Source organism: Paenibacillus sp. HWE-109, assembly GCF_022163125.1.
Taxonomy (GTDB): Bacteria; Bacillota; Bacilli; order Paenibacillales; family NBRC-103111; genus Paenibacillus_E.
Genome location: NZ_CP091881.1, coordinates 5,667,015 through 5,689,865, shown reverse-complemented (window position 1 = coordinate 5,689,865; position 22,851 = coordinate 5,667,015). Strand labels below are relative to the sequence as shown.

Annotated in this window: 16 protein-coding genes; 13 read left to right on the top strand and 3 right to left on the bottom strand. The window is 51.0% G+C overall.

What is annotated here, in order from left to right:
• Nucleotides 1-6: 6 nt before the first annotated feature.
• The 12 genes from LOZ80_RS24215 (at nt 7) to LOZ80_RS24160 (ending at nt 19,386) form a co-directional block, all read left to right on the top strand.
• Nucleotides 7-1,626: an AraC family transcriptional regulator gene (locus LOZ80_RS24215; protein WP_238167086.1), complete on the top strand. Its 1,620-nt coding sequence runs from the start codon at nt 7-9 to the stop codon at nt 1,624-1,626.
• 100 nt (nt 1,627-1,726) lie between these two features.
• Nucleotides 1,727-2,737: an iron-hydroxamate ABC transporter substrate-binding protein gene (locus tag LOZ80_RS24210; protein ID WP_238167085.1), complete on the top strand. Its 1,011-nt coding sequence runs from the start codon at nt 1,727-1,729 to the stop codon at nt 2,735-2,737.
• A gap of 10 nt (nt 2,738-2,747) precedes the next feature.
• Complete coding sequence (locus LOZ80_RS24205; RefSeq protein ID WP_238167084.1) at nt 2,748-3,755, top strand: FecCD family ABC transporter permease; 1,008 nt, start codon at nt 2,748-2,750, stop codon at nt 3,753-3,755.
• Nucleotides 3,748-4,776, top strand: a complete 1,029-nt coding sequence (locus LOZ80_RS24200; RefSeq protein ID WP_443147081.1) for a FecCD family ABC transporter permease — start codon at nt 3,748-3,750, stop codon at nt 4,774-4,776. The genes LOZ80_RS24205 and LOZ80_RS24200 overlap by 8 nt, the downstream gene beginning before the upstream one ends.
• A gap of 1,053 nt (nt 4,777-5,829) precedes the next feature.
• Nucleotides 5,830-6,081, top strand: a complete 252-nt coding sequence (locus tag LOZ80_RS24195) for an S-layer homology domain-containing protein (RefSeq protein ID WP_238167082.1) — start codon at nt 5,830-5,832, stop codon at nt 6,079-6,081.
• 244 nt (nt 6,082-6,325) lie between these two features.
• A complete protein-coding gene (locus LOZ80_RS24190; RefSeq protein WP_283214698.1) occupies nt 6,326-7,192 on the top strand; it encodes an alpha/beta hydrolase in 867 nt (288 codons plus the stop codon).
• Nucleotides 7,193-7,200: 8 nt separating this feature from the next.
• The gene (locus tag LOZ80_RS24185; protein ID WP_238167081.1) at nt 7,201-7,986 is read left to right on the top strand and encodes a 2,3-dihydro-2,3-dihydroxybenzoate dehydrogenase; all 786 of its coding nucleotides are present in this window, start codon (nt 7,201-7,203) and stop codon (nt 7,984-7,986) included.
• 28 nt (nt 7,987-8,014) lie between these two features.
• Entirely contained in the window at nt 8,015-9,244 is a 1,230-nt protein-coding gene (dhbC, locus tag LOZ80_RS24180; protein WP_238167080.1) for an isochorismate synthase DhbC, read from the top strand.
• A 24-nt stretch (nt 9,245-9,268) separates the two neighbouring features.
• Nucleotides 9,269-10,891 carry a (2,3-dihydroxybenzoyl)adenylate synthase gene (locus LOZ80_RS24175; RefSeq protein WP_238167079.1) on the top strand — a complete coding sequence of 541 codons (1,623 nt, stop codon included), beginning with the start codon at nt 9,269-9,271 and terminating at the stop codon, nt 10,889-10,891.
• 29 nt (nt 10,892-10,920) lie between these two features.
• Nucleotides 10,921-11,859 (top strand): isochorismatase family protein, encoded by a 939-nt coding sequence (locus tag LOZ80_RS24170; RefSeq protein ID WP_238173101.1) that lies wholly within the window; start codon nt 10,921-10,923, stop codon nt 11,857-11,859.
• Nucleotides 11,860-11,880: 21 nt separating this feature from the next.
• A complete protein-coding gene (locus LOZ80_RS24165) occupies nt 11,881-19,050 on the top strand; it encodes an amino acid adenylation domain-containing protein (RefSeq protein WP_238167078.1) in 7,170 nt (2,389 codons plus the stop codon).
• Between the two features lie 114 nt (nt 19,051-19,164).
• Nucleotides 19,165-19,386: an MbtH family protein gene (locus tag LOZ80_RS24160; protein ID WP_238167077.1), complete on the top strand. Its 222-nt coding sequence runs from the start codon at nt 19,165-19,167 to the stop codon at nt 19,384-19,386.
• Nucleotides 19,387-19,964: 578 nt separating this feature from the next.
• Here the strand turns inward: LOZ80_RS24160 and LOZ80_RS24155 are convergent.
• Nucleotides 19,965-20,207 carry a hypothetical protein gene (locus LOZ80_RS24155; protein WP_238167076.1) on the bottom strand — a complete coding sequence of 81 codons (243 nt, stop codon included), beginning with the start codon at nt 20,205-20,207 and terminating at the stop codon, nt 19,965-19,967.
• A gap of 410 nt (nt 20,208-20,617) precedes the next feature.
• Here LOZ80_RS24155 and LOZ80_RS24150 point away from each other — a divergent pair, with 410 nt between their 5' ends.
• Nucleotides 20,618-22,216, top strand: coding sequence for a bifunctional metallophosphatase/5'-nucleotidase (locus LOZ80_RS24150; RefSeq protein ID WP_283214697.1), 1,599 nt, complete (start codon nt 20,618-20,620; stop codon nt 22,214-22,216).
• 72 nt (nt 22,217-22,288) lie between these two features.
• Here LOZ80_RS24150 and LOZ80_RS24145 read toward each other — a convergent pair whose 3' ends face one another.
• Nucleotides 22,289-22,534 (bottom strand): HD family phosphohydrolase, encoded by a 246-nt coding sequence (locus LOZ80_RS24145; RefSeq protein WP_238167075.1) that lies wholly within the window; start codon nt 22,532-22,534, stop codon nt 22,289-22,291.
• Nucleotides 22,531-22,851, bottom strand: coding sequence for a YbjQ family protein (locus tag LOZ80_RS24140; protein ID WP_238167074.1), 321 nt, complete (start codon nt 22,849-22,851; stop codon nt 22,531-22,533). Before LOZ80_RS24140 ends, LOZ80_RS24145 begins: the two co-directional genes overlap by 4 nt.

Here is a 22,851-nt window from a genome sequence, read left to right as displayed (position 1 = left end):
TTTGAATTGTCCACTGCTCTTTCGATGGAACTTTCCAAGGATAAAGACCTTTTAGCTAACCTTGACAGCCTATGGGTTAAGTTTCGCACGGCTCATTGGCTGCAAGATGGATATATGGCGCCACAACTGACTTCTTCCTACTATTTAATTGTAGTTAAACAGGCAGAAGGCCTTTTGACGCTTGATTTGGAGACCTACCGTTTGCAGCAGGATGTCGTTTATTTCGTTTCGCCTGGTCAGACGATTGGGATCTGTGAAGATCATGGCAAGAAAGCCGACGTATATATGATGGAATTCGATATTCATCAGGATGGGCAGGGGACTGTTGCATTTCCGCTTTCAGGTGACACGACCATCCATATGGAGAACGCCATGCTGATGCTTTGTGAGCAGTTGTGCAGCTGCAGCCGGAGTGATAAGCCCATGGAACGGTTCCGGGGGCAGTCTCTTTTCCAAGAGTTGCTCTACTGGATCATGAATCATCTGCGTCAGGCAACCAGACCCGATTCCAGGGCTGCAATGGACCGCACCAAGTTGTACATCGACAACCATTACCGGGAGGGCATCACCATTGAACAGCTTGCCCGCATGGCTGAAATCAGTCCCAAATATTATGTGAATTTATTCAAAAAAACGTATGGGAAAACGGCGATTGATTATTTGACCGAAGTCCGTGTCACGATGGCGAAACAGTTAATGGTTCAATCGGATGTTCGGTTGCGGGAAATCGCGTTTCAGGTTGGCTATAATGACGAATTTTATTTTAGCCGAATGTTCAAAAAAGAGGTTGGGGTATCTCCGACCATTTATCTTAAAAACCGAAGACTCCGAATAGCTGCTTACTCGGCACCGACGCTGGGGCAGCTTCTTGCGCTCAAAATCGTCCCTTACGCAGCTCCGCTGCATCCTAAGTGGACTTCGTACTACTATAATAAATATCGCACAGATATACCGCTTCACCTCAGTGGTTACCGCTATAACGAAGACTGGGAAGTTAAGGTTGAGGCGCTCGCGCAAAGCCAATTGGATTGTATTATATGTACAGACCAACTTCATCCATTGGAAAAGGAACGTTTGGAGCGCATCGCACCTGTGCATATCATTCCCCTGCATGAAACGACTTGGCGTGAACAGTTGTTGATGACCGCGAAGATCGTAGGTGCTACTGATGAAGCGGAAGCTTGGTTAAACGGGTATAACCGCAAAGTCGCGCATGTCCGCGACCGCTTGCACGATAAGCTGAAGCAGGAGAAGCTGCTGGTCATAAGCCAGTTCAAGGATTCCTATCACATCTTCCCCACACGGGGGATGCGGGAGGTTGTTTATGGCGACCTGCAAATGAATGTCCCGCACGGCGTGGAAGGCTATCATGAAGGGCAGGGCTTGGATTTGGAGGAGCTGGTCTCCATTAACGCAGATCATATTTTGCTTAACATTTGCCAAGAAACCGAAACGCTGCATCACTGGGACCGGGTACAGAACTCCAAACAATGGCAGGATTTAGAAGCCGTGCGCAAGAATAAAGTGCACTTCATTTCTTCAGATCCTTGGCGAGAGTACTCGGCTTATGCAAGCGAACGAATGATTATAGATCTCAATGAGCAGCTATGTGGAAATCGTACATAATATTTTCTGGATATTATCCATGTTCGGTTGGGACGCCTTCCCCTATAATTTGATGAGAATGATTATCAATGATAAAGTGAGTGAGAGGGGTTTAGACAAAATGAAGAAATTATGGACACTCGGTATTTCGACGATGGTCTTAGTAGGTTTAACAGCATGTGGAGGTAAAGGGGAGCCGGTTCCAGCGGCTGCGACCAAAGCGCCAGAGAAAGTCAGCAGTACGGCTGCAGCTACAGCTACTCCACAGGCAACAGCATCAGGCCCAAGAGTGATTAAATATGGCGGCAAAGAGTACACGGTTCCTGCCAAAGCAGAGAGAGTTGTTATTACAGGCTCGCTGGAATCCATGGAAGACGCGCTTTTGCTGGATGTGAAACCAGTTGGAGCGATCACTGTCAGCGGGAAATTCCCGGCGTTGTTCGCGCCAATTACTGAAAAAGCAGAAGGTGTAGGCGAGAAAATACAGCCGAATCTGGAAACGATTGTGAAGCTCAAGCCAGACGTCATTCTGATGAGCACGAAGTTCCCGGCAGAAACGGTTGAGAAAGTCAGCAAAATCGGACCAACGATTCCGGTTTCCCATATTGCGACAGATTGGGAGAACAATCTTTTGCTTCTAGGGGATTTGACAGGCAAGCAAGATAAAGCGAAGCAAGTCCTCGATACGTACAAAAAAGATGCAGCAGCGCTTAAAACAAAGATCGGACCTGTTTTAAAAGATAAAAAGGTGCTGGCTCTACGCGTGCGTGCAGGAAGCTTGTTCATTTATCCTGAAGACGTCTTCTTCAACCCTTCCATCTACGCTGAGCTTGGCGCTACAGTTCCTAACGAAGTGAAGCAAGCCAAGGCACAGCAAAACATTTCTTTGGAAAAGCTGTCTGAAATGAATCCGGATTACTTGTTCATTCAGTTCTCCGAAGAAGAAAACAAAGATACACCTAAAGTGTTTGATGAACTGAAAAATAATCCGATTTTCAAAAGTATCAACGCTGTGAAAAATGACCAGTTGTATACGAATCTTGTTGATCCTTTGACACAAGGCGGAACAGCTTACAGTAAAATTAAGTTTTTTGAAGCGATCAACAAAAGTAAACTAGTTCAAGCAAAGTGAGAGTAATGTTATGAAACTGAGGATTCCGGGGCATACGCTTATCTTGACAGCGGCGCCTTTCGCAGTAGTGTTCACGATCTTACTCTCGATCCTGTATGGCGCCAAAAACATCGATATAAGCAGTGTCTTCAATGCATTCCTGCATTTCGATGCGGGGAATGTGGATCATCAGATCATTACACACTCTAGGCTGCCCAGAGTAGGCGGAGCGCTTCTAGTCGGCGCCTTCCTGGCGGTATCAGGGGCTCTCATGCAGGGGATGACCAGGAATGACCTGGCATCCCCTTCCATTATGGGGATCACCGACGGTTCAGCTTTTGCTGTAACAATTTGCATGATTATGGCGCCTTATGCCTCATCTATGGCGATGATTATTGCTTCTTTCATAGGTTCAGCGCTTAGTATTGTGCTGGTATTCGGACTCGCGTCCTTACTGCCGGGAGGTCTTTCACCGGTGCGGCTGGCGATTCTGGGAACGTTGATTGGAACGTTTCTGAGCAGCGTTTCTTCTGCAATGGCGATGTATTTTCAAGTTTCGCAAAATATTAGCTTCTGGTACAATTCCCGCTTGCATCAAATGGACCCGCAGTTAATCATGCTGGCGGTTCCTTTTGCTGTTGCAGGGCTTGTGATGGCGATGTGGATTTCCAAATCCGTCACGATTTTCTCGTTGGGTGAAGAGCTTGCCGTCTCCCTCGGACAGAGAACGACGCTAGTGAAGCTAACGGCGACGCTTAGCGTTATTCTGCTGACGGGTATCTCGGTGGCGATTGCCGGCAAGATCGGCTTCGTAGGGCTGCTTGTGCCGCACATTACACGTTTTCTCACAGGGCTTGATTACAAATGGATCATCCCCTGCTCAGCGGTCATCGGAGGCGTCTTTCTGGCGCTCTGCGATGTGCTCAGCCGATTTCTGAACTATCCCTTTGAAATGCCGATTGGCGTCGTTACGGCTATTATCGGGGTGCCTTACTTCCTCTACCTAATTCGAACGCGGGGAGGGGATTCCCATCGCTAAGAAATCTCGCAGCACATTTCTTGTGACGGTTATCGTCGGAGTCGGACTTATGCTGTTGACCGCCTATATTTCCTTAACAAACGGTGCTTTTGACATTACGCTTCGCGATATTATGCGGACACTTTTGCGGATTCAGCCGCAGAAGGATTTTGATCTTGTGATTTTTGAGTTCCGGCTTCCTCGCATCGTCATCGCTGCCATCGTGGGGATGGGGCTGGGGATGGCTGGGGCTGCCGTTCAGAGCTTGACGCGCAATAATCTGGCTGATCCAGGCATCCTGGGGATTAATGCCGGGGCAGGCGTGGCGATGGTCATCTTCCTTTTTTTCTACCAAGGCAAAGTGAAAGGAACAAGTTGGACGGCAATTTTGGCGATGCCATTGGTCGGTCTGATTGGCGGCTTGGGCGCTGCCATGCTGATCTATGCGTTTTCTTGGAAAAACGGCAGATTAGAATCCCAGCGGCTGCTGCTGACAGGCATCGCGATAGCCTCAGGCCTGTCGGCGGTTACCCTGTTCATTACCTTGAAAATGAATGCCAAGGATTTCGAAATGGCTGCAGTATGGGCCTCCGGGAGCATTTATAATGCAAACTGGAAATACATCGTTTCCATGCTGCCTTGGCTGATCGTGCTCACGCCGATACTCGTAACGCGCACTCGCATTCTCGACGTGTTTCAGCTCAAAGAAGACACGGTTCGCAGTCTTGGCGTTTCCGTGGAGAAGCAGAAAGCGCTGCTGATGCTCAGCAGCATCGGTATCGTTAGCGCATGCGTGTCCGTATCCGGAGGCATTGGATTCATCGGATTGATGTCGCCGCACATCGCTCGCCGGCTTGTCGGCATTTCCCACCGTCGGATGATGCCGGTATGCGCCATCGTCGGAGCGCTGCTCGTTATGATCTCCGACTTCATAGCGAAGACGGTATTCACACCGGCTGAACTGCCGGTTGGGGTTGTTATAGCGATTGTTGGCGTGCCCTACTTTGTATGGCTGCTCTATCGGAATAAGCAAAGGCATTAAGTGCTGTATAGGTGAAAGAATTGGGGCTGTCTTCAGGTAGATCTGAACGGTGACCCGAAAGATGGATACTTCTTTGAAAGTGTCTGCCTTCCGGGTCACCGTTCTTGCATCTGCTTGCGGGCGGCTTTTTATGTGGTTCGATGCGCTCGGAATAACAGTTTGCCTATTCATCCAGCTGTCCATCTCATCTTGCTCTCAAGCTCATTCCGCGCTCCATCTGCATCCGGCAGTCCGAGCACAAATTTCCTGTAAACATAGCCCCTTAGGCGAGGTTTTTCTAAACAGAATTTATATGTTTTTGGGCTTGGGGTGAGCGAAGCTTTCCCCTTATTTACTGACGTCCACCGCAGACTCGCTTTAGGGGGGGCTCAAAGTGCATCTAATGAACTGTTGGATGCTTATACAGCGGAAAATGACTGCTTTGGCGATATAATGAACTGGATAAACGCTATCGAGCAAATTTTAGGCGGAAAGGTGATCACTTGTTTGAAATAGGGCATTAGGGATTCATTACAATTTCAGAATGAGCGATTTTGACGGAATAAAGGGCATTGAGTTCGTTAGGAGGCTTGGGTTTGCCTCAAGGTCCATGGAATGGATGACCTAACCGCGATTTCTAATGTGTACCAGCAGCCTCGCGCGGAAATAGGGGAACTACAGTACGCTATTCCAGCAAAAAAGTATCATTTTCGCAGGGGGAGGGAACTACAGTCCGCTATTTTGCTGTTTGGTAGGAAATTCGGCGTTTTTCGTGGAAATAAGACCCTGTAGTTCCGCTATTGTCCAAATAACCCTGCTTTTTGTCTGAATAGCGCCCTAGAGTTCCCCTGATGGTGATAGGGATTGTCGGGGTTGCCGCTATGAAGAGGAGACTCTCTCAGCTAGCGAAGCGGGTTCTCTCCCCAAAGTGACGATGTTGTCGAGGCGAAGCCGATTCTCTCCCCAAAGTGACGATATTGTCGACACCATTCTGCCACAGCATCCCCTACGGCAACTGCTGTAAGGTGTCAGGGCTGCTGGGCCAAAAACAGCATTGAGCTGCCGGCGGCAAAAATGATTGTAGACGGGCGAGGCCAAGAAAGGTTTGAGCCGAGTGGCAGCATCACGCGAACAGAAATCGCGGCTTTGCTGGTACGCTCGCTTGGATTAGACGACAGCGTTGGTAAGGTTCCATTTCATGGCGCAGGAAATGGTTGGCAGTATTCCGCCGTTGCCGCTGCCTATGAGGCAGGGTTAATAAATGGCTATAAAAGCGAGGATTTCCTGCCTAATAAGGAGGTAACCCGTGTAGATCTGTCATGCTGAACCGTGCAATTCAACGGAGCAAGGTCTGACCCTTGAACGACAAGGGCAGGCCTTTTTTTACGCCTATTCCTCTGCAAGCCAACGACTTCAACATGTTTCTGTATATTATCCATACCAGTATAAGGAAATTGTTCATGGTCTGGATAACAGCCTTCACTTATAATCAACAATGAGAATCATTATCAGTAAACACCTTCGAAGGTGATGAATAATGATTTGAACTTGAAAGGAGAGGAAAACCAACTTGACCCGTTTAGACAATGACATCCCGCATATTCCTCAGGTCGAGAATAGCCTCGAGGCCTTCTCTCTGCCTAATACACATCAGTTTCTCCTTCCATCGAAGGCAAGACAGCAGCCGTATCGCATCTTCGTCTACACACCAGCGCAAGAAGCGCCGCCGCAAGGATTTCCTGTTCTATATCTGTTGGATGCCAATGCTTTGTTCGGCACGATTGTAGAAGCAGTGCGAGTTCAAGCTCGCAGACCGGAAAAGACCGGCGTTTATCCGGCCATCATCGTAGGTATCGGATATCCGACGGACGAACCGTTCGACGATTCCCGGTACTATGATTTCACGATGCCGACTTCGGATGAAGTCCTCAAAGCTCTTCCTGTAAGGAATAAAGATCATGTATGGCCCAAAGTGGGGGGCGCTGAGGATTTCCGGGATTTCATCGAGCAAGCATTGAAACCGCGAATCGAACGCGACTATCCGGTCGATCGGAATCGGCAGGGGATTTTTGGACACTCCTTGGGCGGGCTTTTTGTCCTTCAAACGCTTTTGACGATGCCTGACAGCTTTCAATTTTATGTGGCAGGCAGTCCGTCGATCCATTGGAATAAGGAACTAGTGAGGCAGCAAGAGGCACAATTCGCGGCGCTTCAGCAGCATGCAAGAAAGAGAATCCATTTATTAATTACGCTAGGTGAGCTGGAAGATGCGCATCCAAGCGGCATGAACGGAAATGCCCGTGAGTTTTTCGAACGGTTCTCACTTTTAACGAGCGAAGAGCTGCGTGTGGAGTACCAGGAGTTTGAGGGCGAGGGACATGTTTCCGTTCTTCCTGCGCTTGTGAGCCGCATGCTCCGTTTTGTGCTGGGGGGTTAATTAAACGTATGCAGGATCTACAATTTACAGGCAAAGTGGCTTTGGTTACTGGAGCCGCTCAAGGCATTGGCGAAGCCATTGTTAGAGCTTTGTGCAAGCAGGGAGCCGTTGTAGCTGCTGTAGATTTGCAGCAGGATACGCTGAACCGTCTCGCGACTGAGCTAAAAGAACAAGGACTGAAGGCATTTGCGTACTCCGCAGATGTGCGGGACAGTGAATCCGTTCAAGCTGTGGTTGACCGTATCGAGCGCGAGTTGGGGCCGATTGAACTTCTTGTCCATGCGGCCGGGGTGTTAAGAATGGGAGCTCTTACCAGCCTCTCCGATGCCGATTGGTCCGATGTGATGTCTGTTAATCTTAACGGCGTTTTTCATATCTCAAGAGCGGTTCTCTCCTACATGAAGCCGCGCCGCAATGGGGCTGTCGTCACGGTCAGCTCCAATGCTGCTGCAATTCCGCGCATGCATATGGGGGCGTATGCCACTTCCAAGGCAGCGGTGACCATGTTCACGAAGTGTCTGGGTCTGGAACTCGCTGAGTATGGGATTCGCTGCAACATCGTCTCCCCAGGCTCAACAGACACGCCCATGCTCAGGTCCATGTGGGAAGATGAAAGCGGAGCTCAGCGTACGATCGAAGGCTCCTTAGAGACTTATAGAACGGGAATTCCGCTCAGAAAATTAGCGACACCTGAAGATATCGCAGCCAGTGTGCTCTTTCTTCTCTCGGCGCAAGCGGGGCATCTCACCATGCATGATTTGCGCGTAGACGGGGGAGCAACTCTAGGCGTTTAGACCATTGATGAAGGAGGCGTTAGATAGAATGAAAACCAATATTCAACTTGATCGTGAGGTTGTAGCGGCCGATCTTCTAGCAGATTATCAGCCGGGTTCCTCGTTTTTCTTTGCTTCTCCACGTGCCACCCTATTGGCTCAAGGGACGATTGCTGATTTACCGGAATCCCCCCATGGCAATGAACTCCAGTCACTGCCGGAACGGGCAGCGCGATTGCTCGCTCATATCAGGCAGCCTGGACAAAGTGTCCCGATGCTTGTAGGCGCAGTCCCCTTTGATCCGATGCAGCCGGCGCAGCTGGTAGTTCCGATGACAACGCGTAAAATGGGACCGCTGCAGTTTGAACCGCATGAACGGGTACGACGCCCGATCGGTTCCAACTTTGAGACCGTCGCAATCCCCTCGGCCGAAGGTTATGTGAGCGGCGTTGAAAAGGCGTTGAAACGCCTCAGATCAGGCGAACTGGACAAGATTGTGCTAGCGCGTTCCTTGAAGCTCACATCGCCTAACAAAGTGGATTTACGGCAACTCCTGCGTAATTTGGCTGTCCATAATACGCATGGTTATACATTCGCGGTTGACTTGCCGAAGCGCGTCGAAGGGAATCTCCAAGCGCCTCCGAGCATTGAGAGCAGAACGCTGATTGGCGCCAGCCCAGAGCTGCTCGTATCGCGATCAGGACGCGAAGTGGTTGTGAACCCGCTCGCGGGCTCCGCTCCACGCAGTGAGGATCCGATCGAGGATGCAAGGCGAGCGAAGGAACTGCTTGTCTCACCCAAGGATTTACGTGAGCACGCGCTCGTGATTGAAGCTGTAGCAGAAGCGCTTCGACCATTTTGCCACAATCTGGACGTTCCGCAAGCGCCTTCGCTTGTGCAGACGGCGACCATGTGGCATCTCTCAACCGAATTAAGGGGGGAATTAACAGATCCATCTGTCACTTCGCTGGCCCTTGCTGTTGCTTTGCACCCGACACCAGCGGTATGCGGCTCTCCAACGGCGCTAGCCAGGGAAGCCATCCGTGAAATCGAACCTTTTGATCGTGGATTCTATACCGGTTTGGTAGGTTGGTGCGATGCCAGTGGAGACGGTGAATGGATAATTACGATCCGTTGTGCTGTAGCGGAGAGTCGATCTCTTCAACTGTATGCAGGCGCAGGCGTGGTAGCAGAATCAAGCGCGGAGTCTGAATTGCAGGAAACGACCGCTAAATTCCGCACCATGCTTCATGCCATGGGCATAAACCATGAATCATGACGATAGGAATAGGAGCGATGCGAAGTGTTAACGAATTGTCCAACCTGGCCGGATGAGTGGGCTCAGCTATATCGGGAGGAAGGCTTGTGGCAGGGACTGACGCTCGGCGACATGCTGACTGAACAAGCACGTGTGCATAGCGAAAGGATTGCCGTCGTCAGCGGAGAGCAGCGACTGAGCTATGAAACTTTAAATCAGCGAGCACAGGAGCTGGCTGCGGGATTATTGACGCTGGGTGTGAAGCAGTACGACCGTGTGATTGTTCAACTGCCCAACATCGGTGAATTTTTCATTGTGGTTTTTGCCCTGTTCAAAATAGGGGCGATTCCCGTATTCGCCCTGCCGGCCCATCGCCACAGCGAAATTAGTTATTTAAGTGAATTTAGTGAAGCCGTTGCTTATGTGATACAGGATCAAGACAACGGTTTTGATTATAGAGAGCTTGCGAACGCAGTCAAAGACCAAGTAGCAACGCTTGAGCATGTTCTGGTCGTAGGCGATCCTGGACTTTTTCGCTCACTAGACAGCCTGTATCAGCTTAATTCAGAAGTACCTTCTTCATCAGGCTGGCCAGAGGTGAAAGCAAGCGATGTTGCTTTTCTACAATTATCAGGAGGCAGCACAGGACTGCCCAAATTGATTCCACGTACACATGATGACTACATGTACAGCTTCCGTAGAAGCAATGAAGTCTGCGGAATGAACGAGGAAAGCGTGTATTTGGCAGCTCTTCCCGTTGCTCATAATTTTCCATTGAGTTCACCTGGGGTCCTGGGGACGCTTCTGGCTGGAGGCAGAATTGTCATGGCATCGAGACCGAGCCCTGATGATGCTTTCCCTTTGATTGCGAAGGAACGCGTTACCATAACGGCGCTGGTGCCTCCGCTGGCTCTTATCTGGATGGAGGCGGCAGCAAGCCGATCTTATGATCTGTCGAGCCTTAAGGTGCTGCAAGTGGGAGGCGCCAAGTTCAGTGAGGAAGCAGCACGCCGAGTCAAACCAGAACTGGGCTGCACGCTGCAGCAAGTTTTTGGCATGGCGGAAGGGCTTGTGAATTACACCAGACTTGACGATTCGGAAGACGTTATCGTAAGTACCCAGGGTAGACCTATGTCTGCGTGGGATGAAGTCCGTGTGGTGGACGAGGATGGAGTTGTTGTAAAAGCCGGAGAAGTAGGTGAACTTTGGACACGTGGTCCCTACACGATTCGAGGCTACTACAAAGCGGAAGCGCACAATGCCAAATCCTTCACGGAGGATGGTTTCTATAAAACAGGCGATCTCGTGATGGTTAATGAAGCCGGTTATCTCGTTGTCGAGGGCCGTGCCAAAGACCAAATCAATCGCGGTGGCGACAAGATTGCAGCGGAAGAAGTAGAGAATCATTTGTTGTCTCATCCGGGGGTTTATGATGCAGCGCTTGTGTCGATGCCGGATCCCTTTCTCGGAGAGCGGTCCTGTGCTTTTGTCATTCCCCGGGGGGATGCCTTGTCTGTGGCCGAACTTAAGAACTACCTGCGTTCACGCGGTCTTGCACCGTTCAAAATACCGGATCGGATACAATTTTTAACCGCTTTTCCACAAACGACTGTCGGTAAAGTCAGTAAAAAAGCTTTGCGAGAAAGCTTATTACCCACCACAGTTTAATCTCAATTCGAGCAGAAAGTAGGTCTATGATGGCACTTCCAACTATTCAACCATACGCGATGCCTATCGCAGCTGATTTACCTGAGAACCGAGCTTCTTGGGTCGTAGATCCTAAGAGGGCCGTTTTTCTTATTCATGATATGCAAAAATATTTCCTAAATGCGTTCACACCGGGCGCGTCGCCTGTCATTGAGCTGCTTGCGCATATTGATGCCTTGCGTGTGAAGTGCCGAGAGCTGGGGATTCCCGTGGTGTATACGGCCCAACCGGATAACCAAACGCCTGAGCAACGAGGACTTCTCTTTGATTTCTGGGGCGCTGGTCTGAACGACAAGCCGGAAGAGAAGCACATTGTGACAGAACTGGCCCCGTTAGAAGGGGATATCGTATTGACCAAATGGCGCTACAGTGGTTTTCGCAAGACGAATTTAGCGGAAATTATGCAGGAGCAGGGGCGCGACCAATTAATTGTGACTGGCATTTACGCGCATATCGGCTGCTTGATGACGGCCTGTGAAGCTTTTATGCAGGATATTCAGCCGTTTTTTGTCGCCGATGCAGTCGCAGATTTCTCTCTGGATAATCATAAAATGGCTCTGAACTACGCAGCACAGCGCTGTGCCGTCACCCTTACCACTCAAGATGTGCTTCAGCAATTGGAAGCCGCAATAGCTCCATCACATATCGCTGCCACTTCGGAAGAGCCGCAGCTGAGCATAGAAACTGTGCGTGAGCAGGTTGCTAAATTACTCTACGAAGCACCGGAAAGTTTGAAGGATGAGGACGATCTAATTAACGAGAAAGGCTTGGATTCCATCCGGATTATGAGTTTGGTAGAGAGCTGGAGACGTGCCGGGGCAGAGGTTACTTTCGTTGAATTAGCTGAGCAGCCTACACTGGCCAAATGGTGGCAGCTGCTGGCTTCGAGGTTGAAGCTGCCGGTGCCGAATCTTGACTATTTCGCCTAGATGATGAAGGAGGCTGCTGGTATGCTTGTCGCTCAACATATAAGAAGACCCTTATCCGGTGCGCAATCAGGCATCTGGTATGCGCAACAACTTGATCCCGGTAATCCCATGTACAACACGGGGGAATGGGTAGAAATTCACGGTTTGATAGATCCAATTCAGTTCGAACTGGCAGTGCGTCAAGTCGTTCTGGAAGCCCAAACGCTGCATGTTAAGTTCGCTGAAGATAGAGATGGACCTTGGCAGGCTGAGCAGCCTGATTCGCACTGGCCATTTACCTATCTGGATCTGACCTCTGAGACTGAGCCTGATCTAACAGCCAAAGCTTGGATGGACGCAGATCTCAGCCAACCATGCGACCTGACGCAAGGACCTCTCTTCACGGAGGCGTTATTCCGGGTAGGGCAGGACCGCTTTCTGTGGTATCAACGCATTCACCATATCGTGATGGACGGGTTTGGATTCTCGTTGCTGTCCAAACGTGTAGCCAAAGTATATACGGCTCTAATGAATCACTTGCCTGTGCAGGAAGGAAGCTTCGGCTCGTGGCAGCGCGTGCTGGAGGAAGACCAAGCTTACCGGACCTCCGCCAAAGCGCAGCAGGACCGGCAGTTCTGGCTGGAGCGTTTTGCCGATGAGCCAGATGCTGTCAGTCTGGCTGAGAAGTCGCCCCGCAGTGCCAAAAGCTTTCTGCGCCAAACGACGCTGCTTTCGCCGGGCCAAGCCCAAAGCCTGCGCGCCTGCGCTCAGCTGCATGAGGCAGCTTGGTCGGATCTGGTGCTTGCCGCAGCAGGCTCCTATCTTCATCGTTTGACCGGAGCGTCAGAGGTGATCCTGGGACTGCCTATGATGGGAAGGCTAGGCTCTGTGTCGCTGAACACACCGGCAATGGTGATGAATATTTTGCCGCTCCGCCTATTTATCCGTCCTGGCATGAGCGTCTCCGAATTGGTGCAGCAGATTGCCCATGAAATCCGTGAAATCCGCAAGCATCAAGGCTACCGGCACGAAGAGCTGCGCCGTGACTTGAAGCGGGTAGGGGATAACCGCCGTATATTCGGCCCCCTCATCAACATTATGCCGTTTGACAATAATTTGAATTTTGACGGTCATGCAGGAACCAAAACGAATCTATCCGCAGGTCCCGTCGACGACCTAGCGATTAATGTCTATCTGAAAGCCGATGGAAGCGGGCTCCAGATCGACATGGATGGCAATCCAGAGCTGTACACAGCGGCTGAGCTTGAGGCTCATCATCAGCGGTTTGTGCACTATCTGGGCAAGCTGACGGAAGCAGCTCCTAGTTCCTCTATTGGATTAGTGGAACTACTGGCTGAGAGCGAGCGCGAAGGGATGCTGACGCAGTGGAACGATACATTTCGGACCCTGCCTTCCGCAAGGACATCGGAATTGTTTGAAGTTCAGGCAACCCGCGGTCCTGCCGCCGTGGCTGTTGTTCATAACGATGTTTCTGTTTCTTATGAGCAACTAAATGCCAAAGCCAATCAGCTTGCCAGGCTGCTGATCGCTCATGGAGCAGGGCCGCAAAGCATTGTTGCGCTGGCGCTCCCACGCTCTGTCGAGATGATTGTCAGCATGCTGGCAGTACACAAAACAGGTGCAGCCTACCTTCCGCTAGACCCAGATTATCCGGCTGATCGTGTTGCCTATATGCTGGAGGATGCGCGTGCGTTAGTAACGCTGACCAGCCGGGAAGTCGCCTCCCGATTGACAGAAGATTCAGCTTCCAAGTCAATCGTGCTCGATGATCATGAGACTAGCGAGCAGATTAGCCGCATATCGGCTGCCAATATATCCGATCAGGAGCGCATTGGCGTTCCTACGGGACAGAATCCGGCCTACATTTTGTATACCTCTGGTTCAACTGGGAGACCCAAAGGTGTTGTTATTTCCTTTGCCAGCTTAACAAACTTCTTACTTTCCATGCAGGAGCAGTTTTCACTTGGCGCCGCTGATCGTTTGTTCGCTGTGACGACTGTAGCTTTTGATATTTCCATTCTTGAGATCTTTCTGCCTTTACTGAATGGGGCGCAGGTTATTGTCGCTGATAAAATAACGATTCAGGATTCCGCAGCCTTATCCAAATTGATCGTTTCTTCCGGTGCCACACTGATGCAAGCAACGCCTTCCCTTTGGCATGCGCTTGTAGAACACGAACCTCATTCCTTGCGCGGCTTGCGTGTTCTGGTCGGGGGGGAAGCACTGTCTGCGGGCTTGTTGCGCGATCTGCTTCAATTAGGTTGTCAGGTGACCAATCTCTATGGTCCGACAGAGACGACGATTTGGTCGACGGCACTCACCTTTACGTCGGAGCCGGATGGCAAGCCATCGATTGGACGGCCAATCTGGAATACGCAGTTGTATATTCTGGATAGCGCGCTGCAGCCTGTTCCCCTAGGAGTAACCGGTGATCTGTATATCGCGGGAGATGGTCTTGCCGTCGGTTATTTAGGACGTGCGGCCTTAACGGCTGAGCGTTTCGTCGCGAATCCGCACGGCCTTCCCGGTTCACGCATGTACCGCACCGGGGATATGGCTCGCTGGCTTCCGGACGGCACTTTGGACTACAGCGGCCGGGCTGATCATCAGATCAAAATCCGCGGCTTCCGCATCGAGGTCGCCGAGATTGAAGCCGTGTTGGCTGAGTATCCTGGCGTGCTTAAAGCAGCTGTTGTTGTGCGGGAAGACCAGCCTGGCGACAAGCGTCTTGTCGCCTATGCGGTAGCCAGTGAAGCCATTGAAACGGGGGGGCTGCGCGATTTTGCAGCAGTTCGACTGCCCGATTACATGATTCCTTCTGCTTTTGTTTTTCTGGATGAGCTTCCTTTGACGCCTAACGGAAAGCTGGATCGCAAAGCGCTGCCTGCGCCGCATTACAGCCAAGCCGCTATCGGCCGGGCTGCCCGCACGCCGCAGGAAGAAATACTTAGCGAATTGTTCGTTGAGGTGCTTGGTGTGCCTAGAATCGGGATCGATGATGAATTTTTTGATCTGGGCGGTCATTCCTTATTGGCCGGACGTCTTATGAATCGTATTCGCGAGGTCATGGGTGTCGAGCTCGGCATCGCCAGTCTCTTCGAAGCTCCGACAGTGGCGGGTATGGCCAAACGGCTTGATCATGCTGCCGCAGCGCGCCCTGCCATTCGGCCAGCAGTGCGGCCGCAGGACATTCCGCTTTCTTTTGCTCAGCGACGTCTGTGGTTCCTGAACTGTCTGGAAGGGCCTAGTCCGACCTATAATATACCCCTTGTGATTCATCTGAAAGGTCATCTTAACCACGAAGCGCTGGAAGAGGCATTGGCTGATCTTGTTGAGCGGCATGAAACGCTGCGCACTATTTTTCCAGAGAATGGCGGTGTATCCAAGCAGCTGATTTTAGAAGCTTCCGCTTGCCCTACCGTTCTCCATACAGCTGAAATTATAGAATCGGAACTGGCTGATGAGCTCGCACTTGCTGTTCGTTATGGGTTCGATTTGGCCCAAGAGCAAGCATTCCGCGCGCATCTTTATCAAATAGGACCGCAAGGCGATACTCATGTCCTGCTGCTGCTGCAGCATCACATTGTGGGAGACGGCTGGTCGCTTGCGCCGCTTACGCGTGATTTGGCCGCTGCTTATGGAGCCCGTTCCAAAGGCGAGGCCCCCATCTTGGCGCCATTGCCGCTGCAGTATGCTGATTATGCTCTTTGGCAGGAGCAGCTGCTTGGTGACGAATCCCATGCAGACAGTCTAATTGCCCGTCAAGTTGCTTATTGGCGATCGGCTTTGCATAATCTTCCCGATCAGTTGGAACTGCCAACGGATTACCCTAGGCCTGCAGAAGCTACGCACATGGGAGATACCCTATTTGTTCATCTGAATGCCAATCTGCATGGCCGTCTGGCTGCACTAGCCCGTGAAAGCCGAACAAGCTTATTCATGGTCATTCAGTCGGGGCTTGCCGCACTGCTGACGAGGCTTGGCGCGGGGACGGATATTCCGCTCGGCAGCCCGATTGCGGGCCGCAGTGATGATGCGCTTGGCGAACTGGTCGGTCTGTTCATCAATACGCTGATCCTGCGGACGGATACGTCAGGAGATCCCACCTTCCGTGAGCTGCTGGGACGGGTGAGGAGCGTCAATCTTGCTGCTTATGAGCATCAAGACGTGCCGTTTGAACGGTTGGTTGAAGTTCTCAATCCTCCAAGATCAAGGGCCAGACACCCGTTGTTCCAAATTATGCTGGCGTTCCAAAATACCCCGGAAGCTTCGCTGGATTTCCCGGAACTAACATCGGAACTGTATCTGGAGACAGTTGGCAAAGCCAAATTCGATCTCACGATTGAATTCCGTGAACGGCGCGGTGAAGATGGATCTCCGGCAGGTATCGACGGATGGTTTGAGTACACCAGCGATCTATACGAACGGGAAACGGTCGAGAAGCTTGCTGCGCGTTTATTCCTCTTGTTGGAGCGAGCACTGGAAGAACCGGATGTGCCGATCGGGATGTTGGATATCCTTATGTCGGAGGAGCGGCAAAGCCGCGTCGTGAATTGGGAGCAGCCAGCCGCAGCGAGCGACGCCACGATCGTGGAACTTTTCGAGGCTAGAGTCCGTGAATATCCTGATGCGGTAGCTGTCGTATATGAAGGAGAATCGCTCAGCTATGCCGAGCTCAATGCACAGGCTAATCAATGGGCTCACCTCTTGATTGCTCAAGGCGTGGGGCCCGAGATGATGGTCGGGCTCATGCTGCCGCGATCCACGATGATGATGGTCGGTATCCTTGCGGTGCTGAAAGCAGGTGCAGGCTACCTGCCGCTAGACCCTGATTATCCAGCGGATCGTTTGGCTTTCATGTTGGAAGATACCGGGCCTGCTTGTCTGATCGGCTGCGAGCAAACCGCTTCAATGACGGCATCTGCCCACGGCGTTCCCGCGATCATTCTGGATGATCCACAAACGTTGGAGAAAGCAAGCCAGTATTCGGCAGCAAATCCGGCTGATGATGACCGTACGGCTCCTTTGTCACCGGATAATGTGGCCTATATCATCTATACATCTGGATCAACGGGCAAGCCGAAAGGGGTTGTCATTCCCCACGCTAATGTCGTGCGATTATTCTCTTCGACGGAGCACTGGTTCGATTTTGGGCAAGAAGATGCTTGGACGCTGTTCCATTCCTATGCTTTCGATTTCTCCGTATGGGAAATGTGGGGGGCGCTCCTGTATGGAGGCCGTCTTGTTGTAGTACCGCATACGGTCAGTCGTTCGCCGGAAGAGTTCCTGAAGCTGCTCTGTGAGGAAAATGTCACCGTGTTGAATCAGACACCATCCGCCTTCTATCAACTCATGCAGGCTGATCGTGAACATCCCGAACTTGGGCAGCAATTATCGCTGCGTTATGTGATCTTTGGTGGTGAAGCGCTCGATCTCGGGCAGTTGGAGGACTGGTATGAGCGGCATGAGGAGGATGCTCCTCGTTTGATTAATATGTACGGCATCACGGAAACGACCGTTCATGTTAGTTATAAAGCGCTCAGCCAGGAAATGGCTATAAGCAAAGCAAGCAGCCTGATCGGCGTCGCTATTCCGGATCTCCAGGTCTATGTTCTGGATGCTTACTTTCAGCATGTCCCGCCTGGGGTTACGGGGGAAATGTATGTCGCAGGCGCAGGCTTGGCACGCGGCTATTGGAAGCGTCCCGGGTTAACGTCGGAGAGATTCATTGCAGACCCTTACGGTGTGCCGGGATCTCGCATGTATCGGACAGGAGACCTCGCCAAATGGCGCAATGACGGGACGTTGGATTACATCGGGCGAATTGATCATCAGGTCAAAATTCGCGGCTTCCGCATCGAACTTGGTGAGATCGAAGCCGTTATTGCCCAGTATCCGGGTATCGCCCAATCGATCGTTATCGCACGTGAGGATACGCCAGGAGACAAGCGTCTGGTTGGTTATTTGATTCCCGCTCTCAAATCGGAGATCGGTATGGATTTGGCTGCTGTGCGGCAACACATTGCTGCTGCGCTGCCCGGCTACATGGTGCCATCCGCATTGGTTGAGATCCCGGAACTGCCGCTCACCGTGAACGGCAAAATGGATCGCAAGGCGCTGCCTGCACCAGATTTCTCCCAAGCCGCAAGCGGCAGAGGTCCGCGCACACCGCAGGAAGAAATTCTCTGCGACTTGTACGCGGAGACGTTGGGTCTGCCTAAGGTTGGGATTGATGATGGATTCTTTGACCTTGGAGGGCATTCGCTCTTAGCGGTGAAGCTGATGAGCCGCATTCGGGAAGCGTTGGGTGCTTCGCTAAGCATCGGCACCTTGTTTGAGGCACCAACAGTCGCTGAACTGGCGGAAAAGCTGGAAACAGGAGGCAGTCAGGGCGCACTCGAAGTGCTGCTGCCCCTGCGAACGAGCGGCAAACGACCGCCGCTGTTCTGTATTCATCCGGCAGGCGGACTCAGCTGGTGCTACGCAGGCTTAATGAAGTCACTGGGGCCGGACTATCCGCTGTATGGGCTGCAAGCACGGGGCATTGCCAGACCCGAAGCGCTGCCTGTGCAGCTGGAAGACATGGCTGCTGATTACATAGCCCACCTTCGCTCCGTTCAGCCTCATGGCCCGTACTACTTGCTCGGCTGGTCGCTAGGGGGCAATGTCGCACATGCGATTGCCTCCCAGCTGCAGCAAGCAGGGGAAGAGATTGCGCTGCTTGTGATGCTTGATGCATTCCCAAGTCATTTCCTGCCGCTGCGCGACGAAGTAGATGAGCACGAAGCGCTCATAGCACTTCTGGCGCTGGGTGGTTATGACCCGGACAGCCTTGGCGACAAGCCGCTGGATATGGCTGCCGCTGTTGACATTCTCCGCAGCGATGGCAGCGCTCTGGCGAGTCTGGAGCCGTCTGTCATCATGAGCTTGAAGGAAACCTACGTGAATTCTGTGCGGATTCTGGGAGCTTTCAGACCTGTCTCGTTTACCGGTGACTTGTTATTCTTCCATTCAACTGTCATTCCGGATTGGTTCACACCAATCTCTCCGGACACGTGGAAATCACATATTGATGGCGATATTGAGCAGTACGATCTCGCATGCCGCCATAAAGATTTATGCCAGCCGGGACCGTTGGCCGAAATAGGGCGAATCCTGGCGGAGAAGCTGGCAGCTATGCATGCCGAGTAAGCATGAAGATGAAGTTGGTAGCCGCCATGTGGCGGCGACACGACGCGTGGCCATGAAGATGAATGAAGATGAACGATGATGGACGATGATGAACGATGAGGAGGAGACGAACCTATGAGCAATCCTTTTGAAGGTGCAGATGATACGTATCTGGTCCTGATCAATGAACAAGGTCAATATTCGCTGTGGCCCTCTTTCGCTCTTGTGCCTGCGGGGTGGACGACCGTTTTCGGGCAGGAAAGCCGCGAGACGTGCTTAGCTTTCGTGGAAAGCAACTGGACGGATATGCGTCCACAGCTTCACAATGAAACTGTGGCGGCAAGCAGTCTGCGCTAGTCTGAATGTAGAATTCGTGGAGTCGGCCCTCTCAAAAGCCAATAAATAACCCAACTTGAGAGGGCCATTACACTTTGTTATTGCTAACGAAGTGTACGAAGCTTATACACAAGAAAAAGGCTTCTTTGAAGATCTAGTGAACTGATTAGGCGTTATGAAGAAGCATATTGGCGGAATGATGATAGTTTACCTCGGATAACGTGGTTGGAATTCGTTATTTTTTAATTTAACCTTTTTTTGGGCAAATAAGCGGAATGGAGTTCGTTAGGACATTACGGCATTACGGCCTCCCCATACTCCCAAAGTCTGCGCTAAGATAGCCTCTTGTGACGCGATAGGGAAAATAGAGTAGCCAAAATTGCTTATTGTTCGTTCTTGCGTCCTGAAAGCAGGCTAAGGAAGCCAATAAGCACGAATCTGTGATCTTATCTCATGAGAATTCATGAAATTTGCGCGAATAAGCACTTCTAGCTTGCCATTCATCTACGAGCACACAACGTTAGAGAAGATGCTGTCTCAAAAGTCATTAACGTGGCTGAGAGGCAGCATCTTATGTTTTAGAGGCTTCAATCGCGGGCTCAGTGGTAAGGGCAATGGGAATGACGATGGTAACCCCAACCCCAACCCCAACCCCAACCCCAACCCCAACCCCAACCCCAACCCCAACCCCAACCCCAACCAACCCCAACCCCAACCCCAACCCCAACCCCAACCCCAACCCCAACCCCAACCCCAACCCCAACCCCAACCCCAACCCCAACCCCAACCCCAACCCCAACCCCAACCCCAACCCCAACCCCAACCCCAACCCCAAACTCCACTGGAATTATTCCAGTGTTTTCAATATTTCAGAGGTAGAAAAGATACCTTGACTGGAGTTTATCCAGTGAAAAGCGAAAAAACGCCTTCCCAGAGGCTACAAACCTAAATTCCACTGGATTTATTCCAGTGTTTTCAGGTTTCAGAGGTAGAAAAGATACCTTGACTGGAGTTTATCCAGTGAAATGCAAAAATCACTTTCCCAGAGGCTACAACCCCAACCCCACTGGAATTATTCCAGTGTTTTCAATTTTTCAGAGGAAGAAAAGATACTTTGACTGGAGCTTATCCAGTGAAATAAAAAAACGCCTTCCCAGAAGCAGAAAGCCCCCAACCCAGCCACCTGTCAATCTACCATTCTCTATTGTATAATAATCAACACAAAATAAATTCAACCATAGGAGTGGTTAGTTTGGTTCATGCATCTTCACAGAACACTTGTACAATCAGCATATTGGAAACGAGCGATTTGCACGGCAGTATGCTGCCGATCCAGTATGCGAATAACCAAGCTAACGAAGTAGGCTTAACGAAAATAGCCGCACTCATTGCTAATGAACGCAGCCTTCATCAAGAAGTGATTGTAATTGACAACGGAGATTTGATCCAAGGAACCCCCTTGGCTTATTATCATGCCAGATTGGACAACGAGCCGATGGATCCGATGGTGCTTGGACTTAATTATTTGGACTATGATGCGGCTGTTGTGGGTAATCATGAATTTAATTATGGACTTGAAGTCCTGCAAAAGGCAGTCAAAGAATCCAACTTCCCCTGGCTATGTGCAACAATTTTGGATGACCAGAGCGGGGAGCCTTTCCTTGGCCAGCCTTATATCGTGAAGCAATTGCAAAGTGGCGTTAGGGTTGGTATTTTGGGGCTGACAACACCCTATATCCCGAATTGGGAAAATCCGGCGCATATCGAAGGTCTGAGATTTATAGATGCCATTGAAGCAGCCCAAACTTGGGTGAAGGTGCTCAAGGAGAAAGAACAAGTGGATGTTGTTGTCGTCTCTTATCATGGCGGTTTTGAACGTGATCTGACGACTGGCGAACCAACAGAACCACTCACAGGTGAAAATCAAGGCTACCAGCTCTGCATGGAAGTCGAAGGAATCGATGTGCTGCTTACAGGACATCAACACCGGAGCATTGCGGGAACCAAGATTAACGGTGTAATCGTTGTTCAGCCGGGGACGACGGGAGTGACCCTGGGCAAAGTGCAGCTTGAACTGTCCCGAAAGCCGGACGGCAGCTGGCAGGTGGACAGCAAGGTTTCCGAGCTGCTGACTGTTGTCGGCATGGAAGCGGACCAGAAGCTTGTTAAGCTGGTCAGCTCCTATGAAGCGAAGACGCAAGAATGGCTGGATCAGCCGATAGGCAAGCTTGCGGGCGATATGCGGGTAACGGATCCGATGCAGATCCGGCTGAAGGACAATGCGTTGATCGAGTTCATCAACCGCGTACAGATGGACTTGTCAGGGGCTTCCATATCCAATACGGCCTTGTTCGATAATGTCTCACCTGGATTTCCTTCGGATATTACGATGAGAGATATCGTCTCGAACTATATTTATCCGAATACCCTCAAAGTGATTCGGATTTCCGGTCAAGACATCAAGGATGCCTTAGAGCAGTCGGCCGAATATTTTGAGCTCACATCGACGGGTGATATTCAGGTCAGCAGCAAGTTCAAAGAACCTAAGCCGCAGCATTTTAACTATGATATGTGGGAAGGGATCACGTACAAATTGAATATTTCGCGGCCCATCGGATCGCGTGTCGTGCAATTGGATTTTGAGGGGAAAGCGCTGGATCTCGGGGCTTCTTTTGATGTCGTTATGAACAATTATCGAGCCGCGGGCGGCGGCAATTATACGATGTTCCAGAACAAACCGGTCGTGAAGGATATTCCGACAGATGTCGCTGAATTGCTGGCAGGCTACATTATGGAGCGGGGAACGATAGAAGCTACCTTGAATCATAACTGGGAAGTCATTTGGGACTAGTGTAATATCAAAATAAAGCCGTACACAGAAGAGCGTAAGCTCAGTGTGTACGGCTTTATGGCGTCGTCGTGACTATTTTTCGCGAATATACTCTCTGTCGCCCGACCGCGGGTTGTAGTAGACCCTGTACGTGTAGCCATCCTTGGGATCGATGAACACTTCAGGTGTCGAAAGAAATCCGTTGGACGGTTTCTCCGGTGTTTTCGAACCGCTGTTTTTGTATCGTTTATCATAGATAAGATAGCCAAGTAGGAAAAGAATCACAATACCCGCGAACCAAGCCCCATAAAAGAGTAAAAAAGGGGTGATCGCATTCATAGCCTGCGTGTCCGGACGGCAGTGCCGTAGGCAACGATTTCACTCATATTTTGACCGATATCACCACTGTCGAAACGCATCATCACGATGGCGTCTGCGCCCATAGCGGCGGCGTTTTTCACCAATCGATCCATAGCCTGCTTACGTCCGTCTTCCACCATCTGTGTGTACTGGGTGACTTCCCCGCCAACAAGACCTTTCAACGAGGCAAGAATGTCACCTCCAATGCCGCGGGCGCGCACGACGACACCAAATGTACTTCCGAGCACTTCGGTTACTTCATAGCCTGCAATTTGTTCCGTTGTAGCGACGATCAT

Coding starts and splice junctions, on each gene's coding strand:
- LOZ80_RS24210 (WP_238167085.1), top strand. CDS start 1,727: ATGAAGAAATTATGGACACTCGGTATTTCGACGATGGTCTTAGTAGGT.
- LOZ80_RS24205 (WP_238167084.1), top strand. CDS start 2,748: ATGAAACTGAGGATTCCGGGGCATACGCTTATCTTGACAGCGGCGCCT.
- LOZ80_RS24195 (WP_238167082.1), top strand. CDS start 5,830: ATGATTGTAGACGGGCGAGGCCAAGAAAGGTTTGAGCCGAGTGGCAGC.
- LOZ80_RS24185 (WP_238167081.1), top strand. CDS start 7,201: ATGCAGGATCTACAATTTACAGGCAAAGTGGCTTTGGTTACTGGAGCC.
- dhbC (WP_238167080.1), top strand. CDS start 8,015: ATGAAAACCAATATTCAACTTGATCGTGAGGTTGTAGCGGCCGATCTT.
- LOZ80_RS24170 (WP_238173101.1), top strand. CDS start 10,921: ATGGCACTTCCAACTATTCAACCATACGCGATGCCTATCGCAGCTGAT.
- LOZ80_RS24165 (WP_238167078.1), top strand. CDS start 11,881: ATGCTTGTCGCTCAACATATAAGAAGACCCTTATCCGGTGCGCAATCA.
- LOZ80_RS24160 (WP_238167077.1), top strand. CDS start 19,165: ATGAGCAATCCTTTTGAAGGTGCAGATGATACGTATCTGGTCCTGATC.
- LOZ80_RS24145 (WP_238167075.1), bottom strand. CDS start 22,534: ATGAATGCGATCACCCCTTTTTTACTCTTTTATGGGGCTTGGTTCGCG.
- LOZ80_RS24140 (WP_238167074.1), bottom strand. CDS start 22,851: ATGATCGTCGCTACAACGGAACAAATTGCAGGCTATGAAGTAACCGAA.